Below are 19564 nucleotides of genomic sequence, written 5' to 3'. Positions count from 1 at the left end.
TGCAGGACCGTGGGCAGCGTCAAGGGATGACCGAGGTTCTGGCGCGTGCCAGACGAGGATTGAATGCCAATGACGCACAAGACGATGGAGGATTTCGCCCGCTCCTGCGGCGTCTCCAGGCCGACGCTGTCGAAATATTTCGACGATCCGACCAGCGTCAAGCCGGCAACGCGCAAGCGCATCGAAGAGGCGTTGCGGTCGTCCGACTACCAGCCCAATCTGTTTGCCCGCAACCTCAACCGCAAGCGCACCCGCGCCATCGGCATTGTCGTACCGACGGTCACCGATCCCTTCTATTCCGAAATGGTCAGCCGCATCGAGCTCAGGCTGCGCGACGAGGGCTACTGGCCGGTCGTCATCTCCTCGCATGGCTCAACCGAGCTCGAAATGGAGGCGACACGTACCATCCTGTCGCTGAAAGTTTCGGGCGCGCTGATCGCGCCGCTCGGCTTGCGTTCGGACCGGCGCACGCTGGAGAAGCTGACCCAGACAATGCCGGTCGTCTATTTCGACACCTATCTTGAAGGCGGCACGCCCTTTGTCGGCAACAACAATGCCCAGAGCGTCTCGACCATCGTCGACTATCTCTGCCGCTCCGGCGACGCCCCGATCTATTTCGACATCCCGCATGTCAATCACAATTCGCCGGAGCGCCTGAACAGTTACGTCGCCGCGATGCGTCAGCTTGGCCAGGAGCCGGTGGTTATCGGCAACACCCGAGACTACACATGGGATTTCGAGCGCATCGGCTACGAGCAGATGGAACAGATGCTCGGGGCCAGCGGCCTGCCGGGCAAGACCAGAGGTCTGCCCGGCAAGACCGGGGGTCTGCCCGGCAAGACCATACTGTGTGCGAATGACCGCCTGGCCTTCGGCGTGATGGCGGCAGCCTTCGCGAAAGGGCTGAAGATCGGCCGCAAGGCCGATTGCGACCTGCGTATCGCCGCCCATGACGACCATCCGCTGAGCCGCTACACCTGCCCCGCACTGACCACCATCGCGCAGGATTTTGCCGCCATGGCGGGGCGCAGCGTCGAGACACTGCTCGCTTTGCTCAACGAGGATACGGCAAACGTCGCGCCGAAGGTCAGCCTCGACGCCGCCCTGGTGATGCGTCAGTCCGCTTGAGCCTTTCCAAAGGCAGGATCGAAGCTTCGCCACGCGGCAATGGCGGCGGCAACCGCCTGTCTCGCTGCCGGGCCGTGACGGCCCATCGAGACGAAGCCGTGGATCTGACCGGGCCAGTGTTCCAGCACGACCGGCACGCCGGCCTGCTGCAGACGCCTGGCATAGGCCTCGCCTTCGTCGGCGAGGATGTCGTGACCGGCGATGGCGATGAAGGTGGGCGGCGCACCGGCGAGGCTTTCCGCCTTCAGCGGTGAGGTACGCCAGTCGCCGATGTCGGCGGCATTGCGGATATAATGGTCGCGGAACCAGGCCATGGTCGAGGCGGTCAGGCCAAAGCCTGCGGCGAAGCGGCGATAGCTGTCGGCCGTCTGCCCGGCATCGGTGTTGGGATAAAACAGAAGCTGCGCTGCCGGCGGATTTTTGTCCCCCCGCGTGAGCAGGCCGAGCACCGTGGCGAGATTGCCGCCGGCGCTGTCGCCGGCAACCGCGATGCGGGCAGCGTCGATGCCGAGTTCGTCCGCGGCGCTTTGCATGAAGGCAAGTGCCGCTCGGCAATCCTCTATTGCCGCCGGGAATTTGTGTTCCGGCGCCAGCCGGTAGTCGACGGAAACGACGACAGCGCCTGCCTCGTTGGCGAACCAGCGGCAGATCTCGTCATGCGAGTCGAGATTGCCGATTACCCAGCCGCCGCCATGGAGATAAAGCAGCGCCGGAGCGCCTGCCGAAGGCGCGCCCTGCCCGCGATAGATCCTGAGCCTCAGCGGACCGCCGGGTCCTGCAATGATGCGCTCGCTGATCGACGCGACCAGCTCGCGCTCGCCTTGCAGGGTCGGGAAGCCTTCATTGTAGGCGCGGCGCGCCTGCTCAGGCGTTCCCGTTTCGAACGGCGGCGCGCCGGCCTGGCTGCCGAGCTCGAGCACATGCCGGGCCTCCGGATCTAGGGGCGACGGGGACGGTGGCGATGGCGTCACGGGCGAACCTCCGTCAGGCAAGCAGGGTTGCCGCTTCGTCTTCGCCAAGCAGCGGCGGCTGGTCGACCGTGCCGTTGACGGCAACCGAGCCGCGGCTTTCGCCGGAAGCCAGGATCGCCTCCATGATCTCCAGCACCTGCAGCGCCAGCTCACCGGAGGCGCGCGGCTTTCTGCCCGTGGCCAGCGCGCGCGCCAGATCGGCGACGCCGAGCATGCGGTAATTGGCGCGGTCGGGCGCCACATAGGGCCAGTTGCGGGCGCCATACAATTCGCTCTCGCTGGCGAAATCGGCCCAGTCGGCGCCACGTTCCGACAGCGAGACCGTGCCGCCGAACGTGTCGGGATCGGGTAGCCTGAGCGAGCCTTCGGTGCCGTGCAGTTCAATGGGATGGTTGGAGTGTCTGAAAACATCCCATGAGGCGCCGAAGGTGACGGTGGCGCCCGAGCGGAATTCGAGCAGCGATATTATGTTGGTCGGCGTGCCGACCTTGAACGTCGTGTTCTTGAACGGCCCGTCGGCCGTGATCAGCCTCTCCTCCTGGCCGCGCGTCGCCATCGCCATGACGCGCTCGACCGGCCCGAGCAGATTGACCAGCACGGTCAGGTAATAGGGACCCATGTCGAACACCGGACCGCCGCCGGGCTGATAATAGAATTGCGGATTGGGATGCCAGTGCTCCATGCCCCGTCCCATCATGAAAGCGGTGCCGGTCACCGGCTTGCCGATGGCGCCGTCATCCATCAGCCGGCGCGCGCGGCGGCCGGCTGCACCCAGGAATGTGTCCGGCGCCGAGCCGATCAGCAGGCCGCGCTTCGCGGCCTCGGCGACAAGCCGGCGGCCGTCGGCGGCGGAGGTTGCCAACGGCTTTTCGGTGAAGACGTGCTTGCCCGCCGAAAGCGCCGAGAACGAAATATCGAAATGCGCCGCGGGGATTGTCAGGTTCAGCACGAGGTCGATATTGGGGTCGGCCAGCAGCGCGTCAACGCCGAGGGCGCGGATGCCGTATTCCCTGGCGCGCAGCTCGGCCATGTCAGCGGAAATGTCGGCGCAGGCGCGTAGCTCGACACCACCAAAGAGCGCTGCATTGCGCAGATAGGTCATCGAGATGTTGCCGCAGCCGATGACACCGATGCCGAGCTTTGTCTCTGATTTTCCGTGCATTTCCAGCTTTCCTCCGAAGCCAAGGGCATGCTGCGCAACCGTTGCAGTTCCCACGACCCCCCGCAATCCGCTATACAGGACTTTAAATGTTGACGCGCGTAAAATTTTTATAGAGCTTATGAGAATTCTGGCGTGCACTGGGAGGCCGCCAGCGTGAGGAGGAGAACATGACCGGCATGAAAAACGGCCGACGGCCGCTGCGAAGCCCGTGGCTCATGCGCGCTTTCCGTCGCGCATCAGAGACCGGGATGGGTTCAGGCATAGATCACCTTGGCCCCGATCCTATCAAGCTCGCTGCGTATTGGACCGGGCAGGCCATCGTCGGTGATCACCACATCGACGGCCGACAGCGAAAATGCCTTGGACGTCCCGCTGACGCCCCATTTGCTCGAATCGGCGAGCAGGACAACGCGCCGGGCCATGCGAACGAGGTTTCGCTTCGTTCGCGCCATGTCTTCGTTCACGTCGACCACATCCAGTGACGAGTCTATCGCATGCGCTCCAACAAAGACCTGATGCGCTACCAGGCCGCCGAGAGCCGTATCGGCATCGGTGATCAGCGTGCTCACCGTGTCGGGATAGACCCGGCCGCCGATCATATGAACGTCGAGCCCGGGACGATGCATAAGATGCTGCACGATATTCATGGCCGTGGCCGCGACCACGACATTGCTGAGCGGCGGTAACTGCATGGCAAGCTGCATCAAGGTCGAGCCACCGTCGAAGATGATCGACTGGTTGTCCTCGAAAAGGTCGAGCGCCGCCCGGGCGATGCGCTTCTTTGCGTCGAGGTTCGTTTGCATCCGCCGCGCGAACGCGGCCGTCGTCGAATCGGTGGTCCGGGTCACCGCTCCTCCACGGGTCTTGGTCAGCAGTCCCTTGCGGTCCAGTATTTCGAGGTCGGAGCGCACCGTGACCTCCGACACGCCAAACCCGTCCGACAGGTCCTTGATGCGAACCTGTCCGCTGCGTTGCACCTCGCCCAGGATCGATTGGCGTCTCTGCTCCGACAACATTGCCCTGCCCTTGCCTGCCTGCGCCGAGCAATCGCGCCGGCCTCGGCTCACCTTACCGGAAATATGCAGATTCGAAAGCTTTCGAAAGATTGTTTTTCTTTTTTCTTTCGGAAACACTGGATCGAGCATTTTTAAATCAACCGATCAGGGAATTTTGGACTCATGAGCCTAGGAACCAAGGTGCGCCTCGCGCGCCTCTTCTCGCATCCATCGGGGAACCTTTTTGGCGGCGCGGTCGACCACTTCGTCGGCTATGGCGACGTGCGCAAAGGCGGCCTTGCCGACCTGCCGGGTGCGCTCGCACGCGTCATGGCGGGCAAACCCGACTACGTCAGCATCCAGCCTGGCACCGCGCGCCATCTGTGGCCGCAATATGCGGGCAAAGCTTCCCTGGTGATTCAGGCGGGCTGCTTCACCGCGGACGATCGCATCAGCGAGTTGATCGCAACGCCCGAGGACGCGGTGCGCGCGGGGGCCGATGCGTTGGCCGTGGCCATTCCGGTGCGCGGCGCGACGGAGGGCAAATACATACGCTGGCTGACCGATTCGGTGAATGCGGCGGCCCGCTACGGCATGCCTGTGGTGGCGCATATCTACCCTCGCGATTTCACCGACGGAGCAAAGATCGTCTTCACCCCCGACGAGATCGCCTATGCGGCGCGCATCGGCTACGAGTCCGGCGTCGACGTGATCAAGATCGGCTACACCGGGGATTTCGAGTCGTTCCGGGAGACCGTCCGGACCTGCCCGGTGCCGGTTGTCATCGCGGGCGGTCCAAAGACCGATACGCTGCTCGGCGCGCTTCAGCAGACGGCGGATGCCATCCGTGCCGGCGCGCGCGGCGCCGTGGTCGGCCGCAATCTCTGGGGGCACGGCGATCCGGAGAAGGCAGCGCTTGCCTTTCGCGGCGTCATCCATGACGGCCTTTCGGCGCAAGACGCCCTGGCGAAGGCGGGTGCCTGAACGATGCCCACCATCCCCTCGATCCTCGGCTTCGGCGCTATTGCGATCGACGACATCGTCTACGTCGATCAGCCATTGTCGGCGGGCAAGGGTAAGGTTCTGCAAAGTACCCGCGCCTTCGGGGGAAATGTCGCGACGGCGCTGGCCGCCGTCGCGCGGCTCGGCGGAACCGCCGGGTTCGTCGGATGGCTGGCCAGTGCCTCGGACGACGCGGTGCAGCTCGATCTCGTGGCGAGCGGTATTGAAACCGCATTCGCGCCGCGCCATCCCGACGCGCGCCCGGTGCACTCGCGGATCACCGTCGGCTCGGACGGGGAAAGGTTCATCGCGTATGACGACGATGCGATGCTGGGCACCGCTCCGGACTTTCCGGACGATATCCTCAGCCGCGCGACCGTCCTGATCGTCGATAGCTATGCGACCGGGTCGCTGGATGTCGTGGCTCGGGCTCGCGATCTCGGCCTTGCGATCCTGGGCGACATCGAATGGAGCAGCGGTCCCGCCACGGAACGGCTGATCGCGCTCTGCGACCATCTCATTCTTCCACTTAGCTTTGCACGGACTGCCACGGGGCGCCGATCGCCTGCCGAGATGCTCGATGCCTTGTGGTTGCCATCGCGATCCGCCGTGGTTCTGACCGATGGAGGCAGGGGTGTGTACTATCGCGGCCGTGAAGAGACAGGTCTCTGGCACCTGCCCCCGCACCGGGTTGCGGTCGTCGACTCCACGGGCGCGGGTGACTGCTTTCATGGCGCCTATGCCCATGCGTTGACGCGCGGAGCCGACACCGCGGGCCGGATCGCATTCGCGGCCGCGGCGGCGGCCGTTTCGATAACGGGGCGTGGCGGGCGCGAGGCGCTTCCGACCGAGGACCAGGTCACGCAACTCCTGGCATCGGCGAACGCGCCGTCAGCAGTCGACCTGAAAAATGCGCATGTGGATGCTGGAGTATGACCTGAAACGATCCGACGAAACATTTCGCAGGCGAACACAAGCCCAGGAGAATCATAAAAATCAGGGCTTATACTTGTGGAGGCAGGAATATGGCAGAAGTCATTCTTGAGAAGATCTGCAAAACCTACGGGAACAGTTTTCGCGCAATCGACCAGTTGAACCTGTCGGTCAAGGACGGCGAGTTCTTGATCCTCGTCGGGCCTTCCGGCTGCGGCAAATCCACGGCGTTGCGAATGATCGCGGGGTTGGAAGACATCACCAGCGGCAGCCTTCGGATCGGCGGGGTCGACGTCGTCGACATGCCGCCCAAGGACCGCGACATCGCGATGGTGTTCCAGAGCTACGCGCTCTACCCGCATATGACGGTATCCGAAAACATCGCCTTTTCGATGCGGCTGGCAGGCAAGCCGAAGGCCGAGCGCAAGAAGCGCGTGGACGAGATCGCCAAAACTCTTCAGCTGACGTCTTTGCTGGACAGCAAACCCGCGAACCTGTCAGGCGGGCAGCGTCAACGGGTTGCCATGGGCCGCGCCATGGTGCGCGAGCCGGCCGCCTTTCTCATGGACGAGCCGCTTTCCAATCTGGATGCGAAACTGCGTGTGCAAATGCGCGCCGAAATCACCAGCCTGCAAAAGCAGCTCGGCGTCACGACCATTTACGTGACCCACGATCAGATCGAAGCGATGACGATGGGCGACAGAGTCGCGGTGTTGAAAGGCGGTGTGCTGCAGCAGGTCGACACACCCAAGAGGCTCTATGAATCGCCGGTTAACGCCTTCGTTGCCGGCTTCATCGGCTCTCCTTCGATGAACCTTTTCGAGGCGACCCTGAAGGGCGGCGAGCTCGCTTTTCGCGACTTCGCCGTCCGGCTGCAGGATGCAGCCTTCGTGCGCAGGCCGGCCTTGAGGTCGTATGCGGGGCGCAAGGTCGTGTTCGGGATCAGACCGGAGGATTTTTATGACAGCAGCCTTGAATCCGGTCGCAAGTATCAGACGATACCGGCCAGGGTGACCTCGATCGAGGAACTCGGCTCCGAACAGATCGTCCACATGAACATCGACGCGGTCCGGGTGGACTCCGGCGATCCGGATGCGGTGGACGATTTCGGCCTGGCGTCGAACGCGGTGGCGAGGTTCGAGCCGATCAGCGCCGTCCGCTCCGGCTCGGAAATCCGGTTGGCCGTGGATGATGCCAAGTTCCATTTCTTCGATCCCGAAACGCATCTGGCGATCTGAAGATCTGCGGAAGACCGCGGGCGGGAGCGAGGTGCCTGCGGAAGATACAAGAAGGCTTCTGAATGAACAGACGATCGTCCGCATTGTGCGGCCGACCTTGAAGAAGGAGGAGAAAATGATGTTTCGGATACGACCCGCGATGCTGAAAATAGCCGCGGCCGCATGGTTGCTTGGTGCAACCGGCGCCATGGCGGACACGACGCTGGAATTCACCCAATGGTGGGAGCCCGAATTGCCGGCGGGATCGCTCAGGGCAATCATGAACGACTTCGAGGCTGCAAACCCCGGCATCAAGGTGACGCTGGTCAGCGGTCCCTATGCGACCACGCGAGACCAGATCTCGGTCGGCGCCGCAACCGGAACGCTCAGCGACGTCGTCGGTCTCGACGGCGCCTGGGTGAACAATCTGAACGCGCAGGGTGCGCTGGCCGACATGAACCCGATGATGGATGCGAGCGGGTTCGACAAGACCCAGGTCGCGGATATCATCAAGGTGGACGGCAAGGCGGTGATGTTTCCCGTGGCTTCGTTCGTCTATCCGGTCTTCGTCAATCTGGACCTCGCCGCCCAGGCAGGCGTCACCAAGCTGCCGTCGACCCGCGCGGAGTTTCTCGAAGCCGCCAAGAAGATGACCCATGCCGACAAGAACCAGTATGGCTGGGTGCTGCCCCTGTCGCTGCAAACGCCGTCCGGTGTCCAGAACGACCTGATGTCGTGGGTCTGGGCCTCGGGTCAATCGATGATGGCTGAAGGCAAGCCGGCTCTCGAGGGCAAGCCGGTCGTCGATATGCTCACTTTCGTCAAATCGCTGAACGACGCCGGCGTCATCTCGCCCGGCATTGCCACCAAGACCGAGCAGGAGAAGGTCGAGGAATTCGTCAACGATCGGGTCGGAATGATGATCGACTCGCTCGCCCATGTGAATCTCATCCGCAAACGCAATCCCAAGCTGAACTTCGACCTCATCCCGGTCCCGGTCGTGGCGGACTACAGCGGCAAGCGCGGCCTTCCCTATGCCTCCTGGGGCATCGGCATCTCTGCCGCCTCGAAACATCAGGATGAAGCCTGGAAGCTCGTCCAATATCTGATGAGCGAGAAGGTGAATGCCAAGCTCGTGTCGCTTGCAAACGCCTTCCCGGGCAACGTCAACGCCAAGCCCGATTTCGTGACCTCGGACAAGGCTTTCGCCAAGGCTTTCGAAATCTTCAAGACCGGCTATCTCGCCAACGAGTTCACGGGCCTGCCGGTGGCTGAAGACCTGATGACCCAGTTCGACGTGGAGGCTCAGAAGATGCTTGCCGGCGAGCAGTCTCCGGAACAAGCCGCAACCAACGCTCAAAAGGGCTGGACGGCGAAATTCTGAGCGGCCCATTGCCCGTTTGCTATCTTCCACCGGGTGGCCCGGCCTCGGCCAGGCCACCCGTCAACAACGGATCGGCAATTTGAGATGGACCTGTTTTTGAAGCGCACCTTCCTCCTGAAGGCACATCCCAGAGGTCGCACATGACCGGGCAGAAGCGCTCCCACCATCGACTGAAACGAGCGGTCGCACCCTATCTCTATCTGTCACCATCGCTCCTCATAATCGGCCTTCTGATGCTGCTGCCGATGGTGACGGTGATTGGCTATTCGTTCCAGAACAGCGCGGTGCTGCGTCGCGACCCGTCCTTTGCCGGACTGAAACACTACCAGGCGATCTTTGCCGATCCGGTGTTCTGGGCCTCGCTGTGGCACACGCTCTACTTCACCTGCATGAGTGTCGTCTTCCATATGACCATCGGCATGCTCTTCGCACTCATGCTGAACAGCGACCGCATCAATCCGACGCTGCGCAACATCCTGCGCGTGCTGTACATACTGCCCTGGCTGTTCACCGCGGTGATTATCGCGGTGATCTGGCGCCTTCTGCTTGAGCCGAATGGTGTCGTGAACAGTGTTCTCATGCAGATGGGCATCATCGGTTCCAAGGTCGAGTGGTTTTCCTCGCCCGCGACCGCGCTGCACGCCGTCACCTTCGCCAATATCTGGGCGGGCTACCCGCTTTTCATGGTCAGCCTGCTCGCAGGCTTGCAGGGCATTCCCAAGGATTTCTACGAGGCCGCCGATATCGACGGCGCGAAGGCCTACCAGAAGCTGATCTTCATCACCATACCGCAGCTGATGCCGATCATCATCAGCATCTCGCTGCTCGACTTCATCTGGACCATGCAGGTCTTTCCATTGATCTGGATAACGACGGGTGGCGGTCCGATCTACTCGACCGAGGTCCTCAGCACCTACACGTACAAGCTGGCGTTTTCGAGCTACAACCTGTCGCAGGCCTCGGCGAGCGCCGTGGTCATCCTGCTGATCTCTCTCGGCCTGACGCTGTTCTACATCCGCTATCAAAAGGCTCGGTAGTCACATGAGGAAAATGCACACGCCGAAAGACAGGCTGATCACCGCCGCGCTCCATGTCGCGCTTGCCGCAGGGCTCTTTTTCGCGGCCTTCCCGATCTACTGGATGCTGAGCAGCTCGTTCAAGTCGAACACCGAAATCTTCGCCCTGCCACCAACCGTCCTGCCGAAGGCCTTCACGCTGGAAGCGTATGCGGCCATCCTGGGCGACCCGGTAAAGCTGCGCTTCTTCTTCAACAGCTACTTCGTGGCCGGAGCGGTGACCGTGCTGACGGTGCTGATCGCCTTGCTGGCGGCCTATGGGTTCAGCCGTTTCAATTTCCGCGGCAAGGGCAGCCTCAACACTCTCATCATCAGCACGCAGACGATCCCGCCGATCACGCTTTTGATCCCCTTCTTCGGGCTTGTCGTCTCGTATGGCATCTTCGACACCTATGTCGCGCTGATCCTGACCTATCTGGTGTTTACGCTGCCCTATGCGATCCTGCTGATGACGGGATATCTGAACACCTTGCCCCGCGACCTCGATGAAGCGGTGGCTGTCGACGGCGGCACCAGTTGGACCGCACTGTGGCGGGTGATCGTGCCGATTTCACTGCCTGGTATCGTGGCGACGTCGGTCTACACCTTCCTGTTGTGCTGGAACGAATTTCTCTTTGCGCTGACACTGACGAAGTCGACGTCCATGCGCACCGTCCCGATCGGCATCCAGTTGTTGATGGGGCAACACGCATTCGAATGGAACCAGATGATGGCGATGAGCGTGCTCGGCTCGCTGCCGCTCCTGGTCATCTACCTGGTTGCCCAGAGGTTCTTCCTCGCCGGCATGACCGCAGGGTCGGTCAAGTAGGATGTCCCTCCAACGGAGGTGGAATCAAGGAATGAAAGGATGACCGTGAAAGATCTGGAAGTCGGTTGCCAGACCTTTACCTGGGAAATGCTCGGCGACCGTTTTGCCGGCGGCCCGGACGATCTGCTCAAGGCGATCGCCGATGGCGGCTATGCCGGCATCGAGATCACCGACACGATGATCGGCCGCTATGCCGCCAAGCCAGCGGAGTTCGCCGCCGCGCTGAAGTCATCCGGGCTGACGCTCGTCTCCTTCGCCTTCGGCTCCAAGAGCGGTTTCACGCTCAGGGATGAGATCGGCGCCGACCTGGAGACCGCCAAACGCTGGATCGACTTCGCCGCCGCCTTTCCCGGCGCGCTGGTGTCGATGGGCTCGGCCACGATCGTTTCCGACGGGCCGCGCGACGACAAGTTTGCCGTCGCCGCCGAGGTCTACAACAAAGCCGGCGAGCTCGGGCGCGAGGCCGGCGTCCAGGTCGCGGTGCATCCAAGCTCGCATCACAACACGCTGCTGTTCGACCGCGCCAACTACGACCGCATCTTCGGGCTGCTCGACGCCTCGCTGGTGGGCTGGGTGCCCGACACCGGCCACATCTTGCGCGGTGGCCAGGACATGGCGGATACGCTCACCACTTATCGCGACCGCATCCGCTATGTGCATCTGAAGGATGTCGACGCGAATGGAACCTGGGCGATGCTCGGCAAGGGCGTCTGTGACACGGCGAAGGTGATCGAGATCGCTGGTGCTGCACCCAATTTCAACGGCTGGCTGGTGCTGGAGGAAGAGTCCGAAACGGCCGCCGCCGACCCTGCCGGCGCCGTCAAAGCCAACCGCCAGACAATGCGCGGCTACGGAGCCTGAGACGATGACGACGAACAAGCCCCTGTCCGGCCCCGCCGCATTTGCCGCCCTGCCGCGCAACCGGCTTATCGGCGAGTTTTCGCTGTGGTCGGCCGACCTCGCCAATATGGAGCGCGATTTGAAGCGCATCGAGACCCATGCCGATGTTCATCATATCGACGTCGCCGACGCCCGATTCACCCCTGGCTTTCTGTTCTTCCCGGACCTGGTGGCGCGCATCGCCAAGCTCACCGCGAAGCCTATCCATGTCCATTTGATGGTCGAAGCCGAGATCGTCGAGGAACAGACGCGCCAGTTCATCGAGGCCGGCGCCGACCTGATCAGCGTGCATGCCGAAAACGGCGAGACCGGTCTGCGGGCCGTGCGGCTGGCGCGTGAACTCGGGGCCGAGGCCGGCGTGGTGCTGCGGCTGGAAACACCGGTCGCGGCCGTCACGCCCTTCCTGCCGGAAGTGGCGTTCGTGACGCTGCTCGGCACTTCCATCGGCGTCAAGGGCCAAAGCCTGTCGGAGCAGGCGTGTCCGCGCCTGATCGAGGCGCGCGTGCTGATGCGCAAAGCCGGCCGCGAGGCCGACATCGTGCTCGCCGCCGATGGCGGCATCCGCCACGAGACCGTGCCCTTACTGCGCGCCGCAGGTGCGGAGACCGTGGTGCTGGGCTCGCTGGCCTTCGGCGATCCCGACCTTGCCCGGCGCATGGCCTGGCTGCACGGGCTGGAGGTCGCCGCCTGATGACCAAGCTTGCGCTGGCCTTCGATCTCGGCGGCACGGCGCTGCGCGGTGCGCTGGTCGAAAGCGATGGCCGCATCGTCGCTCATGCTTCAGCGCCGACGCTTGCCGGTGCGGGATCCGAGGCGGTGATCGGCCAGATCGTCGCTCTGGCAGGCACGCTGCTTAGGGAACACCCGCAGGCAAACGTCGCCGGCATCGGCGTCGGCGCGCCGGGACCGCTCGACCCCAAGGCGGGCATCGTGATCGCGCCGCCGACGCTGGCCGGCTGGCACGACGTGCCGCTGGTCGACATTCTGGGGCAGCATTTCGGCCTGCCGGTGCGGCTGGAAAACGACGCCAATGCGGCGGCGCTCGGCGAATGGCGTTTTGGCGCCGGACGCGGCAGCGGATCGCTGGTGTTCGTGACCGTATCGACCGGCATTGGCGGCGGCGTCGTCGCCGATGGCCACATCTATCACGGCAGGCGCGGACTGGCGGCTGAGATCGGCCACATGACCATCACCGGTGAAGGCGACCGCTGCTTTTGCGGCGCCATCGGCTGCTTCGAGGCCGTTGCCTCCGGAACCGCGCTCGGCCGCCGCGCCACGCGACTGACCGCGCCGGGCGACGGCTCGCTCTTACGACGGCTGTCAAATGACGGTGACGTCTCGGCCAGGCATGTCGTAGAGGCTGCCAAGGCCGGCGACGCCAACGCTCTCGACCTGATCGAGGCGGAAGCACAATGGCTGGGCATCGGCTTCACCAATGTCTTGCATCTCTATTCGCCCGATCTGATTGTCATGGGTGGCGGCCTTTCCAACGGGTTCGACCTTCTGGCACCGTCGATCAGAGCGGTCATCCAGCAGCGGGCGATGCCGGCCTATCGCGACGTGCCGATCGTGCAGGCTGAACTCGGCGACCGCGCCGGGCTGATCGGCGCCGCCAGCCTGATCCTGTGGGAAGGCGAACCGGGTGCGCCGCTGGCGATGGCGCAGGACGACAAGGACAGAGGCGCGACCGCCGATGCCAGAGAGGCAAGCCACGGCTGAGCTCAAACTGCGCGGCGCGCAGCGCCAGGGTCCCCGAAGAGGACCCCTACCCTTCGCGATTCCAGCTGGCGTATTTTCGGATCGTTTGCCGCTTGTCTTCCGACAAGCCAACAAAGAGATTCTCCTCGAGATAGCCTTGCCGGATGAGATTGGCGAAGACCTGTATTAGCTGTGAATAGCGATAGTCGAACATCTGGTCGATCTTCCGTCGCTGCTGCCGCAGAAAGTCTTCGACATCCCACATTTCGGAAGGCGTTGCCGCAACGTGGGCCCTGCTCTTGAGTTCAGCCAACGTCTTGTCGAGCGCCACCTTCAGCGCTGCGTCATAGGCAGTGCGGGCGACTTTCTTTTCGGACGGAGACCATTTCTCATCAGCGGTCATCGACTGTCTCTATCGTGTTCGCGGCGGCCGTCATCCGGTAACCCTGGGACGCAGGACCCCGCCTTTGGGACCAATCTACTTTCCGCAATGGTGATCGTTGACCTTGTTCAGCGCATTCGCGTCCGGCCCGACCCGGTCGTAAGAGCACGGGCCGGCCGCCGTGGTGATCAGCATTTTGTCATAGTAGCGCGGGCCGCCGAACAGGGCGTAGATGAGGTCGCGATGGGCGGGGACGTAGCGTTCGGGTTCTGGCTGACGATGGCGATGCTTGTCTTTGGCGACAGCCGCTGTGGACAGGCTGCAGCCGACAGCGAGAGCGAGCATGCAGGTCGCAAAGATCTTGGTGGTCATCGGCAGTACCCCTTCTGACGGTTCGGAATCGCAGCATATCCAAAAGCGCCTGCCGAACAAAGGTTCCCTCGCCGGCATTGCCGGCCGGTGCCGAAATCAGCCCGCACTGCGCGCGCGCCGCCGTTCGGCTGCAACCAGGAGGTCGACGAAAGCGCGCACCTTGGCCGGCCTGAAGCGCGCCGGCGGGAAGACGGCATGGATGCCACCGGACGGCAAGGTCCAGTCCGCGAACACCCGCACCAGCCGGCCGCGCGCAATGTCGTCGGCGACGCTGTAATCCGGAAAGATGCCGAGGCCGATGCCGGCCAGCACGCAGGACAGCACGCCTGGTGTCTTGTCGCAGCTGACGACGGGGTTGAGTTCGGCCAGCACCGTTTCCGTGCCCCTCGAGAACAGCCATTGGCCGACCCCGCGCAACTGGGCGTTGCCGACCCAGGGCAGCGACTTCGCCTGCCTGGGGCTGGCTTCCCCAGGCAGCCTGGCGGCCAGTTCCGGGCTGGCGACGACGAATTGCTGCAGGCTGCCCAGCCGCCGCGCCAGATTGCTGGAATCGGCAAGCCAGCCGACGCGGATGCCAAGATCGATCTGCTCGTCGACCAGGTTGCTGACCGCATCGTCGAAGATCGTCTCGACCCGCATTTTCGGGTATTTTCTGATGTAGGCGGCGATGGTCGGCGCCACGACCTTCTCGCCATAATCGAGCGGTGCCGTCAGCCGCAGCGTCCCCGTCGGCTGCGCCGCTCGCTGCGAAATGTCGCCATAGGCTGCCTCCGCCTCGCGCAGGATGATCGCGGTCCGGTCATAGAACAGACGACCCTCTTCGGTCGCCGTCACGCGCCGGGTCGTGCGCCGCAACAGCGTAGCGCCAAGCTCTTCTTCGAGCTTGCCGACCTGATGGCTGACCACAGCCTTGGCAACATCGAGACGGTCGGCAGCGGCCGTGAACGAGCCGGTCTCCACCACGGTGGCGAAGTAGACGAGCCGATTGAGATTGAGGAGTTCGGTCACAGGCCACTCATTGTCTGATTTTATCAGACAGTTTGTATGATTGATCGCCATTTTTCGCAAGCGGTCCAGCTGTCATCTATCGGGCAACAGAATGAGGCCTCCATGACCAATGCAACCCTAACCTATCTTTTCGACCCGCTCTGCGGTTGGTGCCATGGCGCCACGCCGATGCTGGATCGACTGGCCGCCGGCGGGGCCGCACTCGATCTGTTGCCGGTGGGGCTTTTCTCCGGTGCGGGCGCGCGGCCGCTGGATGCAGGTTTTGCCGCCCATGCCTGGGACAATGACCAGCGCATCGCGCGGCTGAGCGGACAGCGCTTCAGCCAGGCCTATCTCGACAATGTGCTCAATGTCAGCGGCACCTTGCTCGATTCTTCCGCTGCCACCATGGGCATCAACGCCGCCGGACTGGACGACTGGCGCCAGCGATTTGCGGCACTGAAGGCGATCCAGCATGCCCGCTATGTCGACGGCCGCGATATTGTGACGGTTGACGGCGTCGCCGCGGTACTGGCCGACGCCGGCATGAGCGACGCGGCAAAGCTTTTGAAAGCGCCGACGCAGGCGTTTCTGGCGAAGCATGACGACCTGGTCAGCCGCGGGCGGGCATTGTTCCAGCGGCTGCATGCCAATGGCGTTCCCGCGATCGCGGTGATCGGCCAAACGGCGCCGCGCCTGATCGGCGCCAACGCGCTGTTCGGCAGCTACGACAATCTCGTCGCTCACATCGAGGCGGCGTAGTCCCAGAAATTCTCCCCAGACGAAATTCTCCCCAGACGAAAGGAAAATCCCCATGAAAATCGCACTTATCGGCGCGTCCGGCCAGGTCGGCTCGCGCCTGCTCAAGGAACTCTCCGATCGCGGTCACAGCATCACCGCCATTGCCCGGCATCCAGACAAGATCGCGGCACTTCCGGGCGTGATTGCCAAGAAGGGCGACGTCTTCGACAAGGATGGCCTTGCCGCCCTGATCAAGGGTCATGACGCGGTGATCTCCTCGGTGCATTTCCTCGACAGCGATCCCGATACGCTCATCGCAGCCGTGCGTGCTTCCGGCGTCAAACGCTACCTCGTCGTCGGCGGCGCCGGCAGCCTTGAGGTTGCGCCCGGCAAGCGCCTGGTCGACACGCCGACCTTCCCTGATATCTACAAGGCCGAGGCGCAGAAGGGCGCCGACTTCCTCGACACGCTGCGGACGGTCGACGATCTCGACTGGACCTTGCTGTCGCCTTCGGCGTTGTTCGTCGCCGGCGAGCGCACCGGCAAATACCGCATCGGCAAGGACACGCTGCTGACGTCCGACAAGGGCAGCAGCATTTCCTTCGAGGACTACGCCATCGTCATGGCCGACGAGATCGAAAAGCCGGCGCATATCAAGCAGCGCTTTACGGTCGGCTATTGAGCGCACTTCTATTGACAGGTGGGCCACTCGACGGAGTGGCCCGCGTCGTTTCTTATCGACGATAGTGCCATCGGAGTCTCCGATGGCACTATCGCTTTCTTCCGTTTCCACTCCTGCCGCCGGCCTGCGAACTCTCGCCCGGAGCGGTTCAGGACAGGAACGGAAACATGGCAGACACAGACATCTCAAAATCGAAAATCGCTATCGTCGGCGGCAGCTCCGGAATGGGGCTCGCGTTGGCAAGGCGGTGCCTGGACTCAGGCGCCGAAGTCATCATCGTCGGCCGCAGTGAAGCCAGGCTCAAGCGTGCCGGCGAGGCGCTGCGGAACCATGCCGGTCTGAGCGCCATCGCGGCCGATATTGCAAGGGAGGATCAGGTCGCTGACCTGTTCAGGCCGATTGGCCGGCTCGACCATATCGTCAGCACCGCCGCCGATATCGAAGGCGCCTATGAGTTATTGCCTGCGATCGACCTGAAGGCGGCGCAGAGAGTCGTCGAAAGCAAATTCTACGGGCCGCTGCTGCTCGCCAAGCATGGCGCGCCGCAGCTTTCGGCCAACGGCTCCATCACCTTCACCTCAGGCATCGCCGCCTACCGGCCGGCGGCGCGCGGCTCGGTCGTTGCCGCTGTCAACGCTGCGCTGGAAGGGTTGGTGCGGGCGCTGGCGGTCGAGCTGGCGCCGGTCCGTGTCAACGCCGTCTCGCCGGGCTGGGTCGACACGCCGATCTGGAGTTTTGTGGCCGGCGACAAGAAGGACGAGACGCTCGATGCAATGGCCAGGCGCCTGCCGGTCGGCCGCGTCGGACAGCCGGACGACATTGCCGATGCCATCGCCTTTCTGATGGGCAACGGTTTTACGACAGGGACGGTTCTGCATGTCGAGGGCGGTCATCGGCTGATCTGAGCGCAGCGAAATTCCTGGCCGCGGCCGCCAGCAGCAGTTTCAGCGCCGGCGGCTGAACCCGCCGGCGGCGCCAGACCATGACCAGCGACGCCGTGCGGGCCGACCCCGGCCACGGCAATTCGACGATCTCGCCGCGATCGAGCGCGTCGGCAACGGCCAGCCGCGGCACCAGGCCCATGCCGACACCAGTCGCCACCAGGCCCGCAATGGCGCCGATGCTGCCGACTTCGGCGGCAAGTTCTGGCGCTGCAATCTCGGCAAAGGCAGTGTCGAACAGATGCCGGTAGACGCATCCGGTTTCCGTCACCACGAAACGCATCGCGGCGAGCGCGGCTAGGTCGTTCTGTCGCGATGCGGCCGCATGTTCAGCTGATGCGACAAGGACCAGCGGCTCGGCCGATATCGTGCGCCTGGCCAGGCGTTCATCCAGACCGCCCTTGTCGAAACAGAAGGCGACGTCGATCTCGCCTTCTTCGAGCTGCCGCAGCAGGGCATCGCTGCCGGCGATTTTGAGCCGCAGACCGATCTCCGGGTGGTCGCCTTGAAAGGCCGCCAGCCATTGCGGAAGTTTGACAGTGGCAATCGTCTCCAGCGCGCCGACCGTAACCGTTCCGGCGGTCATTCCCGTCGTTGCCTCGACCGCAATACGCGCCTCCTCCGCCAGTTGCAGAATCTCTTCCGCATAAGGTTTCAGCGCGTCGCCGGCCGTCGTCAGGTCGAGGCCGTGGCGCGAGCGGATGAAGAGGACGACGCCAAGTTCGCTTTCCAGCGACTGGATCTGGTCGCTGACGCTCGACTGCGCCAGATGAACCTCCCGCGCTGCACGGGTGATATTACGGTGCCGCGCCACGGCGAGGAAGGTCTTGAGCAATCGTGGGTGCATGCCGTTTCCGGATCTGTCTCTGTTCGACATTTCGGGCTTGGCTGGTCCACTTGCAACCCTGGTCCATTTGCAACCCCGGTCCATTTGCAACCCATTGACGCCGGCGTCATCTGGTTGCGGCAGACCGAAGGGCCAGAATTTCGCGGCAATGACCCGCAAGTTTTCCCACGGCCGGCGCGGTGGCCCAAGAGATCGCCTCTGGCAGATCGCATCGCACGTATGCTCTATGCCAAGCTGATTTCCAGCACCGATGGAAGGACCGACATGCCCCGCCCGCAAGGAACCATCGCCCCGATCCTGACGCCGTTCGAGAACGATGGCCGCATTGCCCGTGACCTGTGGATCTCACATGCCAAATGGGTGCTGGGCCAGGGCGCCCATTTGCTGTCGCCGTTCGGCACCACGGGCGAGGCACTGTCGCTCTCGCTCGACGAGCGCATGCAGGCGCTGGAATGGCTGGTTGCATCAGGCATTTCGCCGGGGCGCATGATGCCCGGCACCGGCGTCACCGCACTGCCCGAAACCGTCGAACTGTCGAAGCACGCGGTCGGCCTCGGCTGCGCCGCCGTGATGGTGCTGCCATCGTTCTTCTACACGGCCGCCGGGGACGATGGCCAGGCGCGCTACTACAGCGAGCTGATCGAAAGGGTGGCCAACCCGGCGCTGAAGATGATCCTCTACCACATCCCGCAGAACTCCGGCGTGCCGGTAAGCCCTGCCCTGACCGCCCGGTTGAGCGCGGCGTTTCCAGAGACGGTCGTCGCCTACAAGGATAGCGCCGGCGACTGGAACAACACGGCGGCGGTGATTGCCGCCGCACCCGACGTCGCGGTGTTCCCCAGCTCGGAGGCGCAACTGACCAAGGGGCTCGCCAGTGGTGCTGCGGGCTGTATCTCCGCGACCGTCAATCTCAACGCTGCGGCCATCCGCGCCCTCTACGACGCGACGATCGCTGGCCAAGACGTCACGGAAGCGGACGCCGCGATCAGGGCGTTCCGCAAGGTGATCCAGGATGCAGGCCTGATCCCGGCAATGAAGGCCGTGCTGGCGGTGCGCTCCGGCGACAAACGCTGGCTCAACCTGCGCGCGCCGCATGAGAATGCGACGCTGGAAAGCGGCAAGGCGCTGCTCACTGCGCTCGGTCCCGCAGCCGATCACATTGGCCGAGGTCACGCATGATGGCGGTTGGCGCAACCCACATGCTCGCATCTTTTCAATCGGCCTAAAGTGACGAGCCTGCCGCCTCTAACGCCGACACGGGCTTAAGCGGTCGCGGACGATCAGCCCCTTTCAGGCACAGTGCGATGCCGCCATTGGCCCTTGAACGGTCAAAATGGA

General features: G+C 63.5%; 21 protein-coding genes. 14 read left to right on the top strand and 7 right to left on the bottom strand.

What is annotated here, in order from left to right; genetic code table 11:
* Positions 1-63: 63 nt before the first annotated feature.
* Positions 64-1128, top strand: coding sequence for a LacI family DNA-binding transcriptional regulator (locus ACYG9Z_RS20185; protein WP_031244069.1), 1065 nt, complete (start codon positions 64-66; stop codon positions 1126-1128).
* Here ACYG9Z_RS20185 and ACYG9Z_RS20180 read toward each other — a convergent pair.
* The 3 genes from ACYG9Z_RS20180 to ACYG9Z_RS20170 all read right to left on the bottom strand — a co-directional run bounded on the left by ACYG9Z_RS20180 (position 1116) and on the right by ACYG9Z_RS20170 (position 4277).
* Positions 1116-2048 carry an alpha/beta hydrolase gene (locus tag ACYG9Z_RS20180; RefSeq protein WP_245259884.1) on the bottom strand — a complete coding sequence of 311 codons (933 nt, stop codon included), beginning with the start codon at positions 2046-2048 and terminating at the stop codon, positions 1116-1118. The two genes, ACYG9Z_RS20185 and ACYG9Z_RS20180, sit on opposite strands and share 13 nt — an antisense overlap.
* Positions 2049-2112: 64 nt before the next feature.
* Positions 2113-3261, bottom strand: a complete 1149-nt coding sequence (locus tag ACYG9Z_RS20175; RefSeq protein WP_023751834.1) for a Gfo/Idh/MocA family protein — start codon at positions 3259-3261, stop codon at positions 2113-2115.
* A gap of 254 nt (positions 3262-3515) precedes the next feature.
* Positions 3516-4277 carry a DeoR/GlpR family DNA-binding transcription regulator gene (locus ACYG9Z_RS20170; RefSeq protein WP_023686999.1) on the bottom strand — a complete coding sequence of 254 codons (762 nt, stop codon included), beginning with the start codon at positions 4275-4277 and terminating at the stop codon, positions 3516-3518.
* A gap of 162 nt (positions 4278-4439) precedes the next feature.
* Between ACYG9Z_RS20170 and ACYG9Z_RS20165 the strand changes: the two genes are divergently transcribed.
* The 9 genes from ACYG9Z_RS20165 to ACYG9Z_RS20125 all read left to right on the top strand — a co-directional run bounded on the left by ACYG9Z_RS20165 (position 4440) and on the right by ACYG9Z_RS20125 (position 13295).
* Complete coding sequence (locus ACYG9Z_RS20165; protein WP_023692211.1) at positions 4440-5240, top strand: beta/alpha barrel domain-containing protein; 801 nt, start codon at positions 4440-4442, stop codon at positions 5238-5240.
* A 3-nt stretch (positions 5241-5243) separates the two neighbouring features.
* Positions 5244-6194: a PfkB family carbohydrate kinase gene (locus ACYG9Z_RS20160; protein WP_023724285.1), complete on the top strand. Its 951-nt coding sequence runs from the start codon at positions 5244-5246 to the stop codon at positions 6192-6194.
* A gap of 89 nt (positions 6195-6283) precedes the next feature.
* Positions 6284-7429: an ABC transporter ATP-binding protein gene (locus tag ACYG9Z_RS20155; RefSeq protein WP_023751833.1), complete on the top strand. Its 1146-nt coding sequence runs from the start codon at positions 6284-6286 to the stop codon at positions 7427-7429.
* Positions 7430-7544: 115 nt separating this feature from the next.
* On the top strand, positions 7545-8792 hold the full coding sequence (locus ACYG9Z_RS20150; protein ID WP_023740601.1) for an ABC transporter substrate-binding protein: 1248 nt from the start codon (positions 7545-7547) through the stop codon (positions 8790-8792).
* Positions 8793-8932: 140 nt separating this feature from the next.
* Complete coding sequence (locus tag ACYG9Z_RS20145; RefSeq protein WP_023682645.1) at positions 8933-9829, top strand: carbohydrate ABC transporter permease; 897 nt, start codon at positions 8933-8935, stop codon at positions 9827-9829.
* A 4-nt stretch (positions 9830-9833) separates the two neighbouring features.
* A complete protein-coding gene (locus ACYG9Z_RS20140) occupies positions 9834-10676 on the top strand; it encodes a carbohydrate ABC transporter permease (RefSeq protein WP_023686993.1) in 843 nt (280 codons plus the stop codon).
* Positions 10677-10715: 39 nt separating this feature from the next.
* Positions 10716-11537 (top strand): sugar phosphate isomerase/epimerase family protein, encoded by an 822-nt coding sequence (locus ACYG9Z_RS20135; protein ID WP_023751832.1) that lies wholly within the window; start codon positions 10716-10718, stop codon positions 11535-11537.
* A 4-nt stretch (positions 11538-11541) separates the two neighbouring features.
* Entirely contained in the window at positions 11542-12267 is a 726-nt protein-coding gene (locus tag ACYG9Z_RS20130; RefSeq protein WP_031244068.1) for a ribulose-phosphate 3-epimerase, read from the top strand.
* Complete coding sequence (locus ACYG9Z_RS20125) at positions 12267-13295, top strand: ROK family protein (protein ID WP_023751830.1); 1029 nt, start codon at positions 12267-12269, stop codon at positions 13293-13295. The genes ACYG9Z_RS20130 and ACYG9Z_RS20125 overlap by 1 nt, the downstream gene beginning before the upstream one ends.
* A gap of 46 nt (positions 13296-13341) precedes the next feature.
* Here ACYG9Z_RS20125 and ACYG9Z_RS20120 read toward each other — a convergent pair whose 3' ends face one another.
* The 3 genes from ACYG9Z_RS20120 to ACYG9Z_RS20110 all read right to left on the bottom strand — a co-directional run bounded on the left by ACYG9Z_RS20120 (position 13342) and on the right by ACYG9Z_RS20110 (position 15036).
* Positions 13342-13677 carry a hypothetical protein gene (locus tag ACYG9Z_RS20120; RefSeq protein WP_023751829.1) on the bottom strand — a complete coding sequence of 112 codons (336 nt, stop codon included), beginning with the start codon at positions 13675-13677 and terminating at the stop codon, positions 13342-13344.
* A gap of 75 nt (positions 13678-13752) precedes the next feature.
* On the bottom strand, positions 13753-14028 hold the full coding sequence (locus ACYG9Z_RS20115) for a hypothetical protein (protein WP_023729215.1): 276 nt from the start codon (positions 14026-14028) through the stop codon (positions 13753-13755).
* Positions 14029-14124: 96 nt separating this feature from the next.
* Positions 14125-15036 (bottom strand): LysR substrate-binding domain-containing protein, encoded by a 912-nt coding sequence (locus ACYG9Z_RS20110; RefSeq protein ID WP_023699792.1) that lies wholly within the window; start codon positions 15034-15036, stop codon positions 14125-14127.
* 102 nt (positions 15037-15138) lie between these two features.
* Here ACYG9Z_RS20110 and ACYG9Z_RS20105 point away from each other — a divergent pair, with 102 nt between their 5' ends.
* The 3 genes from ACYG9Z_RS20105 to ACYG9Z_RS20095 all read left to right on the top strand — a co-directional run bounded on the left by ACYG9Z_RS20105 (position 15139) and on the right by ACYG9Z_RS20095 (position 17343).
* Complete coding sequence (locus tag ACYG9Z_RS20105; RefSeq protein ID WP_023751828.1) at positions 15139-15777, top strand: DsbA family protein; 639 nt, start codon at positions 15139-15141, stop codon at positions 15775-15777.
* Between the two features lie 52 nt (positions 15778-15829).
* Positions 15830-16438 carry an NAD(P)-dependent oxidoreductase gene (locus ACYG9Z_RS20100; RefSeq protein WP_023738386.1) on the top strand — a complete coding sequence of 203 codons (609 nt, stop codon included), beginning with the start codon at positions 15830-15832 and terminating at the stop codon, positions 16436-16438.
* A gap of 167 nt (positions 16439-16605) precedes the next feature.
* The gene (locus tag ACYG9Z_RS20095) at positions 16606-17343 is read left to right on the top strand and encodes an SDR family oxidoreductase (RefSeq protein WP_023751827.1); all 738 of its coding nucleotides are present in this window, start codon (positions 16606-16608) and stop codon (positions 17341-17343) included.
* Here ACYG9Z_RS20095 and ACYG9Z_RS20090 read toward each other — a convergent pair.
* Positions 17294-18226: a LysR family transcriptional regulator gene (locus ACYG9Z_RS20090; protein ID WP_023751826.1), complete on the bottom strand. Its 933-nt coding sequence runs from the start codon at positions 18224-18226 to the stop codon at positions 17294-17296. The genes ACYG9Z_RS20095 and ACYG9Z_RS20090 overlap by 50 nt on opposite strands.
* A gap of 264 nt (positions 18227-18490) precedes the next feature.
* Between ACYG9Z_RS20090 and ACYG9Z_RS20085 the strand changes: the two genes are divergently transcribed.
* Complete coding sequence (locus ACYG9Z_RS20085; protein WP_023692224.1) at positions 18491-19405, top strand: dihydrodipicolinate synthase family protein; 915 nt, start codon at positions 18491-18493, stop codon at positions 19403-19405.
* The last annotated feature ends 159 nt before the right edge of the window (positions 19406-19564 follow it).

This window comes from Mesorhizobium sp. RSR380A (genome assembly GCF_054719385.1).
The sequence above is the reverse complement of the archived record's forward strand: the minus strand, read 5'-3'. Positions and strand labels throughout refer to the sequence as shown.